The sequence below is a fragment of the Thermoanaerobacter sp. CM-CNRG TB177 genome (assembly GCF_018588165.1).
Classification (GTDB): Bacteria; Bacillota; Thermoanaerobacteria; order Thermoanaerobacterales; family Thermoanaerobacteraceae; genus Thermoanaerobacter; species Thermoanaerobacter thermocopriae.
In genome coordinates, this window is the sequence record NZ_JAFCAC010000062.1 from 1 (window position 1) to 18680 (window position 18680).

Annotated in this window: 22 protein-coding genes and 1 riboswitch; of the genes, 4 read left to right on the forward strand and 18 right to left on the reverse strand. The window is 34.3% G+C overall.

Annotation, left to right across the window (positions count from 1 at the left end):
- Both I4N53_RS07115 and I4N53_RS07120 read left to right on the forward strand, forming a co-directional pair.
- A partial coding sequence (locus I4N53_RS07115; RefSeq protein ID WP_214495948.1) for an SHOCT domain-containing protein occupies positions 1-107 on the forward strand: 107 nt, incomplete at its 5' end.
- Positions 108-348: 241 nt separating this feature from the next.
- A complete protein-coding gene (locus I4N53_RS07120) occupies positions 349-909 on the forward strand; it encodes a TMEM165/GDT1 family protein (RefSeq protein WP_214495932.1) in 561 nt (186 codons plus the stop codon).
- Between the two features lie 53 nt (positions 910-962).
- Here the strand turns inward: I4N53_RS07120 and I4N53_RS07125 are convergent, their stop codons facing one another.
- The 15 genes from I4N53_RS07125 to I4N53_RS07195 all read right to left on the reverse strand — a co-directional run bounded on the left by I4N53_RS07125 (position 963) and on the right by I4N53_RS07195 (position 14757).
- A complete protein-coding gene (locus I4N53_RS07125) occupies positions 963-1763 on the reverse strand; it encodes a cell wall hydrolase (RefSeq protein WP_214495933.1) in 801 nt (266 codons plus the stop codon).
- A riboswitch (cyclic di-AMP (ydaO/yuaA leader) is annotated at positions 1764-1889 on the reverse strand.
- 58 nt (positions 1890-1947) lie between these two features.
- On the reverse strand, positions 1948-2106 hold the full coding sequence (locus I4N53_RS07130; RefSeq protein ID WP_169303715.1) for a hypothetical protein: 159 nt from the start codon (positions 2104-2106) through the stop codon (positions 1948-1950).
- 96 nt (positions 2107-2202) lie between these two features.
- Complete coding sequence (gene aroA, locus I4N53_RS07135; protein ID WP_214495934.1) at positions 2203-3474, reverse strand: 3-phosphoshikimate 1-carboxyvinyltransferase; 1272 nt, start codon at positions 3472-3474, stop codon at positions 2203-2205.
- Between the two features lie 9 nt (positions 3475-3483).
- Positions 3484-4326, reverse strand: coding sequence for a prephenate dehydrogenase/arogenate dehydrogenase family protein (locus I4N53_RS07140; protein ID WP_012995048.1), 843 nt, complete (start codon positions 4324-4326; stop codon positions 3484-3486).
- Positions 4323-5339, reverse strand: coding sequence for a 3-deoxy-7-phosphoheptulonate synthase (gene aroF, locus I4N53_RS07145; RefSeq protein ID WP_214495935.1), 1017 nt, complete (start codon positions 5337-5339; stop codon positions 4323-4325). Before aroF ends, I4N53_RS07140 begins: the two co-directional genes overlap by 4 nt.
- Positions 5340-5363: 24 nt before the next feature.
- Entirely contained in the window at positions 5364-6188 is an 825-nt protein-coding gene (gene pheA, locus I4N53_RS07150) for a prephenate dehydratase (RefSeq protein ID WP_214495936.1), read from the reverse strand.
- 114 nt (positions 6189-6302) lie between these two features.
- Entirely contained in the window at positions 6303-7373 is a 1071-nt protein-coding gene (aroB, locus tag I4N53_RS07155) for a 3-dehydroquinate synthase (protein WP_214495937.1), read from the reverse strand.
- A gap of 151 nt (positions 7374-7524) precedes the next feature.
- Positions 7525-9315, reverse strand: a complete 1791-nt coding sequence (gene pepF, locus I4N53_RS07160; protein WP_214495938.1) for an oligoendopeptidase F — start codon at positions 9313-9315, stop codon at positions 7525-7527.
- Between the two features lies 1 nt (position 9316).
- Positions 9317-10210, reverse strand: a complete 894-nt coding sequence (sdaAA, locus tag I4N53_RS07165) for an L-serine ammonia-lyase, iron-sulfur-dependent, subunit alpha (protein WP_214495939.1) — start codon at positions 10208-10210, stop codon at positions 9317-9319.
- 12 nt (positions 10211-10222) lie between these two features.
- Entirely contained in the window at positions 10223-10891 is a 669-nt protein-coding gene (sdaAB, locus tag I4N53_RS07170) for an L-serine ammonia-lyase, iron-sulfur-dependent subunit beta (protein ID WP_214495940.1), read from the reverse strand.
- Positions 10892-10981: 90 nt separating this feature from the next.
- Positions 10982-11221 carry a hypothetical protein gene (locus I4N53_RS07175; protein ID WP_214495941.1) on the reverse strand — a complete coding sequence of 80 codons (240 nt, stop codon included), beginning with the start codon at positions 11219-11221 and terminating at the stop codon, positions 10982-10984.
- A gap of 6 nt (positions 11222-11227) precedes the next feature.
- Positions 11228-11845 (reverse strand): cyclase family protein, encoded by a 618-nt coding sequence (locus tag I4N53_RS07180; protein ID WP_003868626.1) that lies wholly within the window; start codon positions 11843-11845, stop codon positions 11228-11230.
- A gap of 18 nt (positions 11846-11863) precedes the next feature.
- A complete protein-coding gene (gene zwf, locus I4N53_RS07185; RefSeq protein WP_003868627.1) occupies positions 11864-13321 on the reverse strand; it encodes a glucose-6-phosphate dehydrogenase in 1458 nt (485 codons plus the stop codon).
- Between the two features lie 13 nt (positions 13322-13334).
- Positions 13335-14231, reverse strand: a complete 897-nt coding sequence (gene gnd / locus I4N53_RS07190; RefSeq protein ID WP_009052280.1) for a phosphogluconate dehydrogenase (NAD(+)-dependent, decarboxylating) — start codon at positions 14229-14231, stop codon at positions 13335-13337.
- A gap of 217 nt (positions 14232-14448) precedes the next feature.
- Positions 14449-14757 carry a hypothetical protein gene (locus I4N53_RS07195; protein ID WP_214495942.1) on the reverse strand — a complete coding sequence of 103 codons (309 nt, stop codon included), beginning with the start codon at positions 14755-14757 and terminating at the stop codon, positions 14449-14451.
- Positions 14758-14881: 124 nt separating this feature from the next.
- Here I4N53_RS07195 and arsC point away from each other — a divergent pair, with 124 nt between their 5' ends.
- The gene (arsC, locus tag I4N53_RS07200; protein WP_003868630.1) at positions 14882-15319 is read left to right on the forward strand and encodes an arsenate reductase (thioredoxin); all 438 of its coding nucleotides are present in this window, start codon (positions 14882-14884) and stop codon (positions 15317-15319) included.
- 17 nt (positions 15320-15336) lie between these two features.
- Here the strand turns inward: arsC and I4N53_RS07205 are convergent, their stop codons facing one another.
- Together I4N53_RS07205 and I4N53_RS07210 are read right to left on the reverse strand one after the other, a co-directional pair.
- Positions 15337-16515 carry an FprA family A-type flavoprotein gene (locus tag I4N53_RS07205; protein ID WP_214495943.1) on the reverse strand — a complete coding sequence of 393 codons (1179 nt, stop codon included), beginning with the start codon at positions 16513-16515 and terminating at the stop codon, positions 15337-15339.
- Between the two features lie 100 nt (positions 16516-16615).
- Positions 16616-16882, reverse strand: a complete 267-nt coding sequence (locus tag I4N53_RS07210) for a DUF1294 domain-containing protein (protein ID WP_214495944.1) — start codon at positions 16880-16882, stop codon at positions 16616-16618.
- 96 nt (positions 16883-16978) lie between these two features.
- On the opposite strand from I4N53_RS07210, the gene I4N53_RS07215 reads away from it, so the two are divergent.
- Complete coding sequence (locus I4N53_RS07215; protein ID WP_214495945.1) at positions 16979-18334, forward strand: hypothetical protein; 1356 nt, start codon at positions 16979-16981, stop codon at positions 18332-18334.
- Positions 18335-18363: 29 nt separating this feature from the next.
- On the opposite strand, the gene sspI is transcribed toward I4N53_RS07215, so the two are convergent.
- Positions 18364-18564: a small acid-soluble spore protein SspI gene (gene sspI / locus I4N53_RS07220; protein ID WP_003868635.1), complete on the reverse strand. Its 201-nt coding sequence runs from the start codon at positions 18562-18564 to the stop codon at positions 18364-18366.
- Positions 18565-18680 lie beyond the last annotated feature (116 nt).

The window sequence follows — 18680 nt, forward strand, 5'->3', positions numbered from 1 at the left end:
ATACAGATCCTAATAATGAAGCATTAGAAATTGCCAAGTTAAGGTACGCTCGCGGTGAAATTACTTCAGACGAATATACAGAAATAGTAAAAATGTTAAAAAAATAAACTAAATGATGTGACATTATTCTTGTTTGTATTGCTCCTATTGACATTTTATGATAAATTTTTTACAATATATTGAGTAGAGGGGAGTAGTTCGCATAGCTTATATGTGGTAAAGTCAACATATCGGGAAACCCTGGCTTTACCTTAAAGAACGAGACCTTTACATAATATGTTTTACATATTATGTAAAGGTCTTAATTTATTTATAGAGGAAATATAATAATTGGGGAGGCAATATAAAATGGAGGCACTTGTCACATCATTTGTCCTTATCTTTACTTCTGAGATGGGAGATAAGTCACAGCTCATGTCAATGACTTTTGCTACTCTTTTTAAAGTAAGGACTGTTCTTATAAGTATATTTATCGCAGCCTTAATAAACAATGGTATTGCTGTGATATTTGGTTCGTATATCACCGAATATATTCCCATTTTTTATATAAAATTTTCAGCTGCTTTATTATTTTTGTTTTTTGGAATTTCAACTTTAATAGAGGGAGAAACAAAACAGGAAAAAATAAAAAATTCAAAATACGATCCTGTTGCAACTATTATAAGTACATATGTACTATCAGAATTTGGAGACAAAACACAATTGGCTGCTATAGCTTTGACTGCATCATATAACAGTCCTCTGTACATATTAATAGGTACTACGCTTGGGATATTTTTAGCAGATATATTAGGAATAATTGTAGGTATCTATTTCAATAAAAAAATTCCATCTCAATACTTAAAATATCTATCTTCTTTCATATTCATCGCCTTTGGCCTTTCTACTTTGTATAAATTGTTTTTCTAAGCCAAAAACGGGTACTTAAATTGTACCCGTTTTTGGCCCTCTCATCGGAAGTTTTACCTGCCGTAACAGAAAACCATATTACCTATTCTTGCCGCTATAGGAAGTGACCACAACCACGCATTAGTAGAACTTTGGTCAAAATAATACAAGGCTCCGTCTGTTGGGTCAACACCGCTTAACGCATCTCTTGCTGCACTTATAGCATCAGCTGAAGCAGATCTATTTATCCATCCATTCAACACAGGAGTAAATTGGTAATTTCCGTATGCATCGACTTGATATATCACGTCTTTTATAGTATTAGGGAAAATACCACTTTTAACTCTGTTTATTACTACGGCCGCAACTGCTACTTTAGCCTTATAAGGTTCACCGTCTGCTTCTGCTGTAACAAGGCGCGCAAGGAGGTCAAATTCCTCTTTTGTGTATGGTATTACACCCCTTTCAATAGAACCTCTACTGACATCCTGATATGTCCTAGAAGAAGTAGCACTGGGTATAATAAAGACTTGTCCAGGATATATTATGTCGCTTTTATATCCATTCGCAGATTTGAGCATATCAACAGTAATGCCGTATTTTTTAGCAATTAAATACAAGCTGTCACCTTTTTGAACAACATATGTGTTATCGCTACCTGGCACTTGCAAAACTTGTCCTGGGTATATTATTATACTTCGAAGACCATTTAAAGCCATCAGCTTAGTATATGTAGTTCCGTATCTTTGACTTATGCCCCATAGAGTGTCACCAGGTTTAACTGTATAAGTTGCGGCAAATACTGATTGAAAAATAAACAATCCGGCTATAATTGATGCGATGAGAGGTTTGACCTTGATGTAAAGATTAAACATGCTGTTTCCCCCTTTCGCCTCCGAGGTTAGTTGACGGGTTCGGGTGAGGGCCACCCTACCACAAAGTGGATTCACCCCAATTTAATTCCCCCGTACCCCTTATCGGGGATTCGGCATATTTTTAACTAAATTATAGCCGGATATTTAATTTGTGTCTATATTAAACTGGTGGAAAGACAGGTACTTACTGGCATTCACTATATCCACAGAAAGGACAAAAAACACAACCTCCTTCATGAACCAATTTAGCGCCGCAATCCGGACATGTAAACACATTTACATTATTTTGATCAGCTTTATTTTCTTTCAACTGTGTTTTATTTTCTGCTACTCCGTTTTTCATTTCAATCACTCCTATATATTGTTGTACTAGTATAATAACATACAATATATAGGAATTCAAGATCAAATTTTGATAAAAAATAACATTATCCTATTTTTATAATATATCGAAGGTTTTATAAAAATCTGGATACGAAATATTTACACATTCAGCATTTTTTATCTTAGTTTCTCCTTCTGCTATAAGTCCAGCAACCCATAAAGACATAGCAATCCTGTGGTCGTTGTAACTTTCCACTGTATTTCCTCTTAAAAAACCCGTCCCTTCTATAATCATCCCATCTTCTGTTTCAAAAATTTTTGCTCCCATTTTCTTTAATTCTGAAGTGATTGTATTTATTCTATTGCTTTCTTTTACTTTTAACTCCTCGGCATCTTTTATCACTGTTTTCCCTTCTGCGAAAACTGCTGCAACTGCTATTACTGGAATTTCATCAATAAGCCTTGGAATAAGACTTCCTCCAATTTCAATTCCTTTTAGCCTTGAAGTCCTAACTGTTATATCCGCTACTTTTTCATTGTTTATAGTTCTTTCATTTGTTAAGACAATGTCTCCTCCCATCTCTTTTATCACATCGATAATACCAGTTCTTGTAAGATTTACATTTACATTTTTTATAGTAACCTCCGAATTCGGAACGAGAGTTGCAGCAACAATAAAATATGCTGCTGACGATATATCCCCTGGTACAATAACTCTTTGCCCATGTAATTTGTAGCCAGGGTAACAGGTTATTTTTGTTCCATTTACATCCACTTTAGCACCAAAAGAACTAAACATGAGTTCCGTGTGATTCCTTGAAGGGTAGGGCTCTTCAATAGTCGTTTTATCATCAGCGTAAAGGCTTGCCAGCATTATGCTGGACTTAACCTGTGCACTGGCAATTGGCATTTTGTAATATATGCCTTTAAGTTTGTTTCCAAAAACCGTAAGAGGTGCAAAATTTCCTTCTTTCGCGACTATCTTCGCTCCCATCATACTAAGAGGAGTTATCACTCTTCCCATAGGGCGTCTCTTTATAGAATCATCACCTGTAACGGTAGTCTCAAATTTTTGACCAGAAAGAATACCCATCAAAAGCCTAATGGTAGTACCCGAATTTCCTACATCAAGAATTTTTTCGCTTTTATTTAAATAAAGCCCCTTTCCATAAACTTTAACGTTTGTTCCTTTTAATTCAACATCAACTCCTAAATTCCTCATACAATTAATAGTAGATATACAATCTTCTCCTAAAAGAAAATTTTCAATCTCTGTAATTCCCTCTGCAATTGACCCAATCATTACAGCTCTGTGAGATATTGACTTGTCCCCTGGAACAGAGATAACACCTTTTAAAAATTTTTTCTTTTTAACTTCAATATCCATAACAACACCTCAAGTTATAGTGTTTCGATATTTTCTTGCATCTTCAAGAAATTTTTGTATACTGTCAATATCATCATTTTCTAAATAACAAATAAAGTCACTTAGGACTTCCTTGTAATTTTTTAGTAAGTCCAAAATAATTTCTTTGTTTGTGCAAATTATGTCTTTCCATATTTCAGTCTGAGACAAGGCAATTCGCGTAGTATCTTTAAATCCACCAGCTGCGTATTTAAAAGCTTCACTGCATTTATGATAAGCAAAATTTGTAAGTATAGCAGAAATTATATGAGGTACATGGCTTATAACTCCTACAATGGCATCGTGTTTATTATAATCCATAATTACCGGTTTCGCACCTATTTTTATTATCACTTCATCTATAAATAATTCCAAAATATCTTCCTTTACAATATCAGAAGGTGTCAACAAATAATTTGAATTGACAAATAAATCTGCATCAGCGTTATCATAACCTGCTTTCTCTGTGCCAGCCATAGGATGACCCCCGATGAAAAAAATTTCATCGGGTAAAAATTTTTGCACCTCTTCCATTATGACTTTTTTTGTACTTCCAACGTCCGTTACAATGCAGCCTCTTTTTAAATAAGGAATTATATTTTTTACGCTTTCAACAACTTTTCCAACAGGTGTGCATATAAAAACTACATCAGTATCTACTTGAAAATCAAGGTGTGTCATACCATAAGAAATTACTCCCTCTTCCAACGCTTTGCGTAAATTGTCTCTGTTTATATCAACAGCAATAATATTTATATCTGTATATTTTTTTAGTGCTTTTGCCAATGACCCTCCTATAAGACCCAATCCTATAATAACCGCTTTTCTTATCATGAAAAATCCCGTCCTACCGCTTTAGCAATAACCTTTATATCCTCACACAAAGTCTCAAAATTTTCAGGAGTAAGAGATTGAGCCCCATCAGATAAAGCATTTTTGGGATCGGGATGTACCTCAATAATGAGACCATCAGCTCCTGCTGCTATAGCAGCTTTAGCCATAGGAGCTACAAGGTCCCATTTACCAGTGCCATGACTAGGGTCAACAACTATAGGTAAGTGGCTTAATTTTTTTATGGCTGGAACTGCACTTAAATCTAAGGTATTTCGCGTATAAGTTTCAAAAGTCCTTATTCCTCTTTCACAAAGGATAACGTCCTTATTGCCTTCATTTAGAATATACTCAGCAGCACTTAGCCATTCTCCTAATGTTGCAGCAAGCCCTCTCTTCAATAACACAGGCTTATTTATTTTACCTACTGCTTTAAGTAATGAGAAATTCTGCATATTTCTCGCACCTATCTGAAGAACATCAGCATATTGCGCCACCAGTTCAACTGAATGAACATCCATGACTTCTGTCACAATCTTGAGTCCGGTAAGCTGCTTTGCTTCCTGAAGCATTTTTAAGCCTTCTTCTTCAAGCCCTTGGAAGGAATAAGGAGATGTTCTCGGTTTAAATGCCCCTCCTCTTAAAAATTGAGCTCCTGCTTTTTTAACCGCCATAGCACTTTCAAAGAGTTGCTCTCTGCTTTCTACTGCACAAGGTCCTGCCATTATAACTATGTTGCTTCCACCTATTTTTACCCCTTCTACTTCCACAATGGTGGGCTCTGGTTTAAAAATTCTGCTGGCCAGTTTGTAAGGTTCTACAATAGGAATAACTTTTTCAACACCTTCCATCATTTCAATAGCCTTACCTTCCAATTTTTTCTTATCTCCAATGACACCTATGACTATCTTTTCCTCACCTTTTGAAATGTGGTAACCTAAACCGAGAGATGTTAAAAGATTTGTAATATCAGAGATTTGCTTATCAGTAGCATCAATATTCATAACAATTACCATTTCCAATTCCTCCATTCTACCGTTCTACTTAAATTTAGGATATGAACCTAACACTTTTAAAAAATCCGTTCTACTTTTTAACTCTTCTAAGGCACTCTTTACTATTTCATCTTCTCTATGCCCCTCAATGTCCACCCAAAAAACATATTCCCCAAGTTTTTTCCTTGAAGGTCGAGATTCTATTTTTGTCATATTGATTTTTTTGTTGGCCAAAACCCCTAAAGCGTTATATAAACTGCCTGGAACATTTGGGACAGAAAATACTATTGATGTCTTGTCTTTTCCTGTGACAACCCCGTCCTTTTGAGAAAGGACCAAAAACCTTGTAAAATTTTCTTTTACGTCTTGTATGTCCCTATCAATTATTCTCATACCGTAAATAACAGCTGCTCTTTCAGGACCTATTGCCACTACTCCAGGTTTAGATTTGACACCTAAGACTGCTTGGGCAGTACTGTCTGTAGCTTTTATTTCCGCATTGGGAAATTTTTTAGATATATATTCCCTGCACTGAGCAATTGCCTGCTGATGAGAAAGTATACAATGTACATCTTTAAATTCAACTGGAGCATCCGAAATCAAGCAATGGGAAATAGGTATTATCACCTCTCCTTTTATCATTATCCCATTTGCGTCATTTATCAGCATATCTACGGCAATATTTACAGAACCTTCAATAGAGTTTTCAATAGGAATTACTGCCTCTTCGCATAAGCTATTGCTTATACAATTTATGACTTCCGGAATGGTGTTAAACTCTACAACTTCACAATTTTCAACACCTTGTGTGTATTTTATAACAGCTTCTTCAGAAAATGTTCCTTTAGGCCCTAAATAACCAATTTTCATCCAACACCCCCTTGCAATTTATAATATTGGTGATATTTTAATACTTTGCATAAGTAAAGTCAAGTAAATTTTTCATAAAGTCTAAAAAAGATAAAGAAAAAAGCGGTTACCCGCTTATTTTAAAACTTTTAAAATTTCTTCCTCTTTAACAGTCATAACTTCAACTTTTCCTAAACCACGAGGAAGAACAAAATTTATTTTCGCTTCTCTACTCTTTTTATCAAGTTTTATAGCCTCTACGATGTTTTCTTTGGGCAAATCCTCATAATCTGTAGGTAATCCTGTTCTTTGTATTAAAGAAAAAATTCTTTCAAAATATTTTTCATCAATATACCCTAAATTTAATGCAAGTTTACAAGCGTATACCATACCTATAGCAACAGCTTCACCGTGAATATACCTCTCATAACCTGTTAAAGCTTCAATGGCATGTCCTATTGTGTGGCCAAAATTTAATATTGAACGCAGGTTTTCTTCTTTTTCATCAAGAGATACGATTTTCCCTTTTATTTCGCAAGATTTTTTGATTATATGCCTTAATTTATCTTCTTTTAAATCTAAAATTTCATAAATGTTGCTTTCAATATACTCAAATAAACTGAAATCCCATATAATACCATATTTGATTATTTCAGCTAATCCACCAAGTATTTCTCTTTTATTTAACGTATTTAAAACGGCAGTGTCTATATATACCATTTTAGGTTGATGAAAAGCTCCTATTATGTTTTTGCCTTTTTTTAGATTAACTGCTACTTTGCCCCCTACACTGCTATCAACCTGCGCCAACAAAGTCGTAGGAATTTGCACAAAGTCTATTCCCCTCATGTAAGTTGCTGCGACAAATCCAGCTATGTCTCCTACAACGCCTCCTCCAAGAGCTATAACTGAACTGTCTCTTAAAAGTCCATAGTCATAAGCTTTTTCAAGAAGCCTTTGTGCCATTTCCATTGTTTTACTTGTTTCCCCTGCAGGAATAACTTCATATGACACATCAAAACGACTTTTTTTAAGACTTTCATTGAGTTTTTCAAAATACAAAGGATAAACATTAGAATCAGTTATTATAAATGTTTTACTACTTCTTACATGTTTCTTTACTATTTCTCCTAATTTATCAAAAGAATCATAGGCAAAATATATAGGATAAGACCTTTCTTTCAAATCAACTGTTATAAAATCCAAAGTTCACACCTCACACTTTTTTATTTTCAGACAAAGGGGACGGTTCCTTTTGTCTGAATTTTAAGTTGAAATCGGACGGAGGGAACCGTCCCCAGCGTTTGAACTTTTGTTTGGAAAAAAGGACAGTCTCTTTTACTGCCCTCTTGATTCATTATAGTATTTTTTCAAACTCATCAAGCAATTTTTCAAAAACATCCAAAGCTTCGTTTACTGGTTTTGGAGTAGTTAAATCTACTCCTGCATTCTTTAAAAGGTTTAAGGGATAATCAGAGCTTCCGCTCTTTAAAAACTCCTTGTATCTTTCTACAGCTTTTTCCCCCTCATTTAGTATCATCTGAGAAATAGCTATTGCCGCAGAAAATCCAGTAGCATATTTATAGACATAGAAATTTCTATAAAAATGTGGGATTCTCGCCCACTCATAGCTTATTCCTTCATCTACTACTATGTCATCTCCATAGTAGAGCTTATTTAATTCATAATATTTTTTGTTTAACACTTCCGCTGTAAGAGGTTCTCCTCTTTCTGCCATTTCGTGTATGAGTTTTTCAAACTCAGCAAACATAACCTGCCTATAGACTGTTCCTCTGAATTCCTCAAAAAAGTGATTTAAAAGATAAAGTCTTTCTTTTTCGTCTTTTGAATTTTTTAAAAGATAATCCATCAGTAGAGCCTCATTACAAGTAGAAGCTACTTCTGCCACAAAAATCTTATATCCTGCATACACATATGGTTGTGTCGCATTTGAATAATACGTATGCAAAGAATGTCCCATTTCATGGGCAATTGTAAATACATCATTTAATTTGCCCTGATAGTTTAAAAGTACATAAGGATGGGTGCCATAAGTTCCCCATGAATAAGCTCCAGAAGTTTTACCTCGGTTTTCATAAACATCTACCCAACGGGAATTAAACCCTTGTTTGAGTAAATTTATGTACTCATCTCCCAGCGGCTTTAGCCCTTCGAGTACCAGCTCTATTGCCTCTTCATACGTAAATTTCTTATCATATTCCTGTATCAAAGGTACATACAAGTCATACATGTGAAGTTCGTCTAAACCTAAAAGCTTCTTTTTAAGCCTCACATATCTATGTAATACATCAAGTCTACTATGTACTGTCTCTATAAGATTGTTATAAACCTCTAAACTTACATTATCTTCAAATAGTGAGGCTTCCAATGAAGAATTATATTTCCGTGTCTTCACGTAGAAAATATCTTTCTTTACATTTCCTGCCATTGTAGAAGCAAAAGTATTTATAAATTTTTTGTATGTGTCATACATGGCGTTAAATGCGGCTTTTCTGACGTTTCTGTCTTTACTCTGCATGAAGCGTACAAAATTGCCATGAGTTACTTCTACTTCTTTGCCTTCTTCATCTTTAATAATAGGAAATCTCATGTCAGCATTATTCAACATGGTGTATATATTTGAAACAGACTCTGCCAATGTTTTTGCTTCTGCTAATATTTTTTCTTCTTCCGGTGAAAGTACATGAGGTTTAAACCTAATTAAATCTTCAAGATATTGCTTATAAATCTTTAATTCTTCTAATCCTTCTATCATTTCCATTAATTTTTGTGTATCAATGGATAAAATCTCTGGAGCTATAAAAGAAGTAGCACTCATAACTTCAACATTGAGTCTCATGGCCTTGTCAGTCAAAGCTTGATATTTGGGATTAGTATTATCTTCGTCTCTTCTCATACGGGCATAGGCAAAAATTTTGCTGGCTGTCATCCCAATTTGGTCATTAAGTTTTAGTACCTCTAATAAATTTCTTGAAGTGTTAATTTTGCCTTTAAACTTTACAATTTCTTTTAAAAGCTCTTTAGTCTTGTTATAGTCTTCTTCCCACAAATTCTCATTTTCATATATATCCTCAAGTCGCCATTTATACTTATCTTCAATTTCGCTTCTATCTTTTAAAACCTCCACTTTAATCCCCCCGTTCAACTTTTTCAAATATCTCTTTTTTAAGCCTTATCCCTGTAGGAGTCTTTGCAAGTCCCCCTTCTGCAGTTTCCCTTAAAGCGTAAGGTATGGCTTTTCCTACTTTATACAAAGCTTCTACCACTTCGTCAAAGGGTATGACACTGTCCATTCCTGCTATTGCAAAATCAGCGCATATCATAGCATTAAGCGCCCCAAGGGCATTTCTCTTTTCACAAGGGATTTCTACCAACCCTGCAACTGGGTCGCATACAAGCCCTAGCAAATTCATTATAGCAAAAGAAGCTGCCGTCAAACACTGCTCCGGTGTTCCCTCCATAAGTTCTACTAAAGCTGCTGCAGCCATCGCTGAAGCAGAACCTACTTCTGCTTGACATCCCCCCTCAGCTCCAGATAAAGTAGCATTTTTAGCTATTATAATACCTATGCCGGTAGCAGTGAAAAGAGCTCTTGTCATATCATCATCACTTTTGCCAAATTTTCTCGCCACTGTAATAAGAGCTCCCGGAATAACTCCACTGGAACCTGCAGTAGGAGCAGCAACAATTTTACCCATAGAAGCATTTACTTCTGTCACTGCAAGAGCAGAAGCAGCAGCTTTTGCCATTGTTTCACAAGAAAGAGTATTGCCAATGATTATTCTTTCATATAGTTTTTTTGCATCTCCACCTGATAAACCACTTACTGATTTTAAATCTTCATTTAAACCTTTATTAATAGCTTCTTTCATTACTTTGAGGTTATTTCTCATCTTTTGAAAAATTGTATCAAGGCCTTCTCCTGTCTTTTCTTGCTCCGCTAGCACCACAATTTGCGATATTGGTAAGTTAAATTTTTTTGTAAGTTCTAATAGTTCATAACCATGATTAAATTGATACATTTTATACCTCCATTACATAGGATTTATTATTATGGCATTTAAAATTCCATCAATGTTTTTTATCGTTTCTTTTGCAGCATCAGGTATTTTTTGGTCTGATTCTATGACCATAATAGCTTTATCACCTTTTGAATGCCTGTACACTCTCATAAAAGCTATATTTATTTTATAATCTGCAAAAATTTTAGTGACATTTGCTACTATTCCTGGTCTATCTATGTGATTTGTAATCAATGTTTCATATTCACCAGTAAACTCTACCTCTATGCCATTTATCTCTTTTAAAAGTACATTTCCTCCACCAATAGAACATCCTAAAATGCTGTTTTTCTGTCCACTTTTACCTGTTATTATCATTCTTACAGTATTGGGATGTGGTGATTCTTCGTCACTTTCAGTAAATTTAAACTTTATCCCTTGCTGTCTTGCTATTTCAAAAGAATGAGGCAGTTTCTCATCATCTGGGTCAAAACCTAATATCCCTGCCACAAGAGCCTTATCCGTACCATGTCCCCTATATGTACGGGCAAAAGATTCATACAATACAAATTCCACTTCTGATATATCCTCTTCCACAATTTCTCGAGCAATTTTCGCAAGCCTTGCGGCCCCTGCTGTATGAGAACTGCTGGGTCCAATCATCACAGGCCCCATAATATCAAATACACTGTATTCTCTCATACAAAATCCCCTTACGTAAAAGTTTTCTTAACTATATTGTACCTTTAGCCCTATAAAAATGCAATAGAACAATAAGCTAGTAAATCTGACTTATTGCTTTTTTATTTGCAATTTTTTTATATTTAAGGGTTTTAGCTTATTATGCTTGATTAGCACCTCTTTAAAAGCTACGTCAATAGTCGTACCTTTTTGATACTCTAAATATACTTCTTCAAAAAATTCTTTGCCGAATTTTTCAAATAAAAGCTCTATATATTCATCTGTATTTTCTTCATCATATGAGATTTTTCCAAAAACAAAATTTTTGCCCTTAGACCATTTTAACTTCATGATTTTTTACTCTTCCTTTATCAAAACAGCTCTTGTAGGGGAGGCTTCGGCACCTCTAATTTTTAAAGGCGCAGCATATAAGAAATATTCTCCTTCTTCTACATCTTTTAACCGTAGTCCCTCAAGAATAACTATACCTGCTCCTAAAAGAATCTTGTGAGTTTCATGCTCTGGCTGATTTCTCTCAATTCCTAATGCATCAATACCTACACCAATTACACCTTTTTCTTTTAAAAACTGGGCACCGCTTTTATCTAAATAGACAAATTCAAAATCGAAATCCTCTCTAAAAGAATTTCTTGTTTTAAATATTATAAAATCTCCTTTTTGAATGTCTTTACTTGCAAGGTCTTCCGATGTTATTTTATCAGATATATTTGTAAAGTCAAATACTTTACATTTAGTTATAACCTTATTGAGGTCTATATTTTCTACTGTATCTCCTCCCCTAATCATGTGTAGAGGAGCATCAATATGCGCTCCTGTATGCATGTCCATGCTAATACAGGACTCTCTCACATCGCCACTATCAACAGTAATAGTATGTTTAGGCCTTTTCTCTTCTTTATTTTTGTAAACAGTCATATTTTCGTGAATTTCCATTGAAATATCGTATATTTTCATTTAATTTACCCCCTTCTTTTATACATTCCACCACATTCTATTGTCCCTTAGTAACAGCTCATTTGCTTCTTTAGGTCCCCAGGTCCCTGGCTGATAATTAGGAAAGTCAGGCGTTTTGTCTTTCCATGCTTCAGCAATAGCATCTACAAACTTCCAAGAATATTCTACCTCATCCCATCGCGTAAATAAAGTAGAATCTCCTCTCATGACATCGTAAAGAAGTCTTTCATAAGCTTCTGGAGAATTATTTGAAATCTGGCAATTTTGACAAAAATCCATATCTACAGGTTGTATGGTGATATCTCCTGCCCCAGGAACTTTTGCATTAAATTGAAGCTTTACACCTTCCTCAGGTTGAATTTTTATAACTAATAAATTTGGCAATAAATTTTTATATTCTTTAAAATACAAGATTCCTGGCAACGGTTTGAACTGTATTACAATTTGTGTAGACTTTTCCGGCATTCTTTTGCCTGTGCGAATGTAGAAAGGTACTCCTGCCCAGCGAAAATTTTCCACATGCACTTTCAAAGCTACAAATGTCTCTGTATTAGAAGTAGGGGAAACTTTGTCTTCTTGTCTATATCCTGCATACTGCCCTCTCACAACATTTTTCTCAACAGCCTCTGGAGTAAATATCTCCAAAGACTTCAGAACTTTTACCTTCTCATCTCTTATAGATTCTGTATCGAGATTTACAGGCGGTTCCATTGCCGTTAAAGTTAGAAGTTGCATCATGTGATTTTGTACCATATCCCGTAACGCCCCGGCTTTTTCATAATACCCACCGCGATTTTCTATTCCAACTATTTCATTTGAAGAAATCTGAACATTATCAATATACCTTCTGTTCCACACAGGTTCAAAAAATACATTAGCAAATCTAATTACCATTATGTTCTGAAGCATCTCTTTTCCCAGATAATGGTCTATCCTATAGGTATTCCTTTCCGTGAAAACATCAGTTATCATTTTATTTAATTTCCGTGCCGATTCCAAATCTTCTCCAAAAGGTTTTTCTATGACCACCCTTTGCCAGGAAGTCTCATTATTTACCATACCATGCCTATAGAGTTTTTCAACAATTATACCGAAATATTCTGGAGCTACTGCAAGATAGTATACCCTATTGCCCTTTGTATTGTAATTTTCATCAAGTTCTTTTAAAAAAGAACTTAATTCCATATAGCCATTATCATATACAAAGTCAAATCTCTTATAATATATCCTTTCACTTAAATCTTGCCAAACTTTTTCATCAATGTCAAATCTCGAATAATTTTTAACAGACTCTAATACTTCCTTCCTATATTGTTCCTCTGTTTTGTCTCTTCTTCCTATGGATACAACAGCAAAATTTTCAGGAAGAATTTTTTGGTATTTCAAATTGTACAAAGCAGGCATAAGTTTTCTGTGAGTCAAATCCCCTGTCCCGCCAAATATAACCATTATATTAGATATATTATTTTTAACCATAAAACCACCTCTATTAATTCTTTTCCACCGCATGTCCTCCAAACTCATTTCTCAAAGCAGCTACAACCTTTCCTGCAAATGTATCTTCTTGCTCTGAACGATATCTCATAAATAAAGACTGTGCAATTACAGGCACTGGCACTTTGAGGTTTAAAGCTTCTTCTACCGTCCAGAGTCCTTCTCCAGAAGAGTGCATTACTCCTTTTATCCCAGACAATTTAGGGTCTTTTTCAAAAGCTTTTTCCATAAGCTCCATAAGCCATCCGCGAATCACTGACCCATGACTCCAAACTCTGGCCACTTCTTTTAAATCAAAATCAAACTGACTTTTCTCTAAAACCTCAAACCCTTCTCCTATAGCCTGCATCATTCCGTATTCTATGCCGTTATGAACCATTTTTGCAAAATGTCCTGAACCGTTTTTTCCTGTATGTAAATAACCGTTTTCCGCACTTATATCCCTAATTAGAGGTTCAATATATTTAAAGACCTCATCTTCTGCTCCTATCATGGTGCAAGCCCCATGTCTTGCTCCTTCAATTCCTCCACTTGTGCCCACATCTACAAAATCAATTCCTTTTTCTTTAAGCATCTCATACCTTCTTAAAGTATCTTTATAGTAGGAATTGCCGCCGTCTATTATGATGTCATGTTCTTCAAGCAAGGGAACTAATTTTTCTATCATTTCGTCAACAGGGTCTCCTGCAGGTACCATAAGCCATATTATTCTTCTTCTTTCAAGGTTTTTTACTAAATCTTCAATTGTATAAGCTCCTTTTATTCCTTCCTTTTCAGCCTCTTTTATTTTCTCAGGTGACCTGTTATATACCACTACCTCATGCCCATGGTCTCTCATATTTAAAGCAAGATTAAATCCCATTCGTCCTAATCCAATTAAACCTACCTTCATATAAATCCTCCTTAATAATAATTATTGTTGTATAATATTTTTTACTTGAGGGTGTTATATAATTATATCACACATTTTAAAATTTTAAATGACGAAATTCACATGCTTTCATTTAAAAAGCAGGGAAAAACCCTGCTTAATACCTTTACACTATTATTTTTCCTTGTTTTTATCTGCAATATAACAAAATTTAAAAAGGGACCCATTTTAGTCCCTTTTACCTTATTCTTAAATACACTTTTAAATAATTTATCATATTTTTAGCATTTTCTTCATATGTGTCTATATAAATATTTTTTCCATCAATTGTATAGCTAAAATCCGTAAAACCTTGATTCATAAGGTACTCCTTTACAGAATTTTTCCCTAAATCCCCTTGCGCAATAAGAATTTTATCTCCTACATATTCTTCATTTACATATATACTAAATGTATCTGTTGGTACTTTTAAATTTGCATTTCCATTGTCTGGTGTAACAATTATACCAGGCGCTATGGAATTTTGCCCGTATGGATAATTCAACATTAAACATCACCTCTACTTTATTTTACTCAAAAGAATTTAACATATTCTTAACAAAAAGCGGATTGTTTTATAATCTACAATCATCTATAATAATTTGTGAATAAACAAAAAAGGGGGATGTTACGTGTCAAAAAATAAAAAAATTTTATATTTTATATGCACTGGCAATTCCTGTAGAAGTCAAATGGCAGAAGGTTTTGGCAAATATTATGGAAAAGATGATTTTGAAGTATATAGTGGTGGTGTAGAAGCTCACGGTTTAAACCCAAAAGCTGTACAAGTTATGAAGGAAATAGGAATTGACATAAGCAATCAAACTTCCGATTTATTGGATGAAAATATCCTTTTTAAAGCAGATTATGTGATAACTTTATGTGGTGATGCAAGAGATAAATGTCCTGCTTTGCCTCCTTCAATAAAAAGCCTCCATTGGGACTTAGAAGACCCTGCAAGAGCAACAGGCACAGAAGAAGAAGTTTTAAATAAATTTCGTGAAATAAGAGATATAATCAAAGAAAATGTAAAAAATTTGATAGAAGACATAAAAAAGCACTCGCACTAATCACGAGTGCTTTTAAATTATAAAATTCCAGCCTCTTCATGTTTTTTCACTATTTCTTCAGCTAACTTATCAAGAGCCTTAAAGTCTTCTTCTTTTGGGAATCCTTTTATGAAAACTGGTGAAATAACCTCTACTTTTAAATTGGTAATCATTTGAGAAAGCTGATCTTGTGCCCTGCTACCCCAATTATAAGAGCCTATAATTGAAACAAACTTTGTCTTCGGCTTTAAAGCATTGGCCAAATAAGTAGCATAAACCACCATTGGATGAGCACCTGTAAGTACTGTTGGAGTACCTATAACTATTGTAGCAGCATCCACTAATGCCATAGCCAATTCACCTATATCTGTAACAGACAAATCAAAAGGCTTTACAATGACGCCCTTTGCCACAAGAACAGTCTGTAGGTATTCCACCATTTTTTTCACACTGCCGTGCATGGTAGAATAAGGTATTACGACTATATTTTTAGGTTTTGCATAAACCCATTCATTATAAGCATCTAAGATAAATTTAGGGTTATTGTACACAGGACCATGACTAGGAGCAATTATATCTATATCCAAATCTTTTATTTTTTCTAAGTCCTTTTCTATAAAGTTTCTAAAAGGCATCATTATTTCTGCATAGTATCTTTTTGCTGCCTCATACACTTTGCACTCATCTGTTGCATAAAGTTCAGAAGTTGCAAGATGGGAACCTAAAAAGTCACACGTAAAAAGGATTTTATCTTCTACAAGGTAAGTAAACATTGTTTCTGGCCAATGTACCCACGGGGCATGTATGAATTTTAACGTCTTTCCTCCTAAATCTAAAGTTTCACCGTCTTCTACAGTAATAAATTTGTCTTCAGGTATTAAAAGTAAATCCATCAAATAAGTTTTTGCTTTAGGGGTACATATCACCTTAGCCTCTTTATATTTCTCAAGGACTAAAGGAATACATCCTGAATGGTCTTGCTCGGCATGATGTGCTATTATATAATCAATTTTTTCTACATCCTTTAACTGTTCTATCAAAACATCTGAAGTCATCGGATCTACAGTATCTAAAAGGGCTATTTTATCCTTTCCTTCTACCAAATAGGCATTATAACTCGTACCATCTGGCAGGGGTATTAAAGAGTCGAATAATCTTCTTTCCCAATGTACTGCGCCAATTTTACTTACTCCTGGTTTTATAGTCATTGCTTTCATCGGTATTCCTCCTATTTGTTAATTTCTCAACTCTATTATAGCAAATAATTTTTTATAAAAAAAATAGTTTTTCTTGCAAGTTTTTATTATATGCATTGTTTTACCAAACTTTTATGTAAGAAAACAATAAAATTTGGCAAAAAATAATAAATGGTATTCCTATTGTAAATAATTTATGCCTCGTCTTATGTCTAAAAAAACACATGCCAATCCATACGCCTATTGAACCACCAAATAGTGCTAAAAAGAAAAAGGTCTTTTCACTTATTCTCCAAAGTTTATGCATCGCTTTATATTTATCAATACCCATTAAAACAAAAGAAAATACATTTAAAGTTAATAAAGCAATCATTGCAATCTTGTTCATTATAACACCTCATAACAATTATACCACTTTATAAAAGGTATAAAAACTCAAAATATAGCTATCATAAAACTATGAAAAATATTGAGAGGTGTTGAAATGGTTACCTTGACTGCATCCCACATAGCATATCTAATAATGATTTTAATTATATTGATTTTACTTTTAATGAGAAAAGATATAATTCTACCCATAATATTAGCAATATTTTTAATTGGATTTCTATCAACTGGAAATATCTTAAAAGCCGTTCAAATACTCTACACTGCAATTTTTGTGTCAGGAAAAAGGCTATGGCAAATTATAGTAATAATATCACTTATAATATCTATGTCAAAAGCTTTAGATGATATAGGCGCAGATATAATCATAACTAAACCATTTATAAAATATTTAAAAACTCCTACTTTTTCTTTTTGGATAATCGGCTTTTTAACGATGTTTTTATCATTTTTTATATGGCCTGCACCTGCAGTGGGCTTACTCGGCACAGTCCTCATCAATCCCGCTTTAAAATCGGGTATTAACAAAATAAGTCTTGCCTCTATTGTTTCAATTTTTGGCTTTGGGGTAGCATTATCGGGAGACTTTTTCATACAAGGAGCTCCCTCTATAACAGCCAGGGCAGCAGGTATACCAATTCATACATTGATATTGACAAGCTTACCTATTTGGGCTACAGCCTCAACTGTAAGCATTCTTATACTTTATTTTAGCACATTGCAGCAAAGTAAAATACAACAGCAAAACAATCATTTAGATGTTAATAGCATTGACAAACCTTCTCCTCCTTTTAGTAGTTTTGTGGTTTCAATAATCGCAGTAGTACTTTTTATTTTGGATATAATTCTGATGCTCTTATTTAGAATTCACTCTAACGCGGCCACTGCTTTGATAGGAGGAACATCTATAATAGTTTTAATTGCCTCTACAATAGTACAAAAAAATTTTTTAGACAAAACCCGCGAATATTTAAGAGAAGGTTTTATAACTGGAATGAGAACCTTTTCCCCAATTATAGTCATCAGCGCTTTTTTTCTCCTTGGAGAAACAAGCATGGCAAAGGAAGTTATAAGTCCTCATGCAAAAGGATATCTTGTAGATTTAGGAATGTATTTATCTCAGCACATTCCATTAAATAAGTACACTGTTTCTTTATTAGAATTTTCATTAGGAGTTCTGACTGGTTTATCTGGTTCTGGATTCTCAGGCCTTCCTTTAATAGGTGCTATTGCTAAAACAATTTCTTCAACTTTAAATCTAAACCCGGCAATTTTAGCTTCTATAGGGCAGATAGCCGCAATATGGACAGGAGGTGGTACAATAATACCTTGGAGTACCGTAGCTGTTTCTACAGTAATAGACGTAGAAGCCGAAAAAATCGCTAAAAAAAACATGGTACCTGCAATAGCAGGTCTTATAGCAGCATATTTTGTGACAATATTTTTATTATAATTACAAAGCCGAGGACTAAACCTCGGCTTTTAAGATATTCCCCTCATTATCAAATTCATCATACTGTCTTTCTCCTCATTGCTCAACTTTTCCCACGTCGCCTCAAAAATCACCCCCAATCCTGGTATTGCATTTTCCTCTTTGCTGTCAACAACCTCCTGTATAAACCCTTTGATTTCCTCTTTTGTTCTTCCTTTTAAGTTGTCAAGCACAGCTTTTTTTATGTCCATAACATACCTCCAATTGTAAGATTCACTAATATAATTCCCAAAACAAAAAATAATAAACAAAACAGTTTGTTGACAAAGTAAAAAATTTTTTAAATAGGATATTTTGCATCGTCACT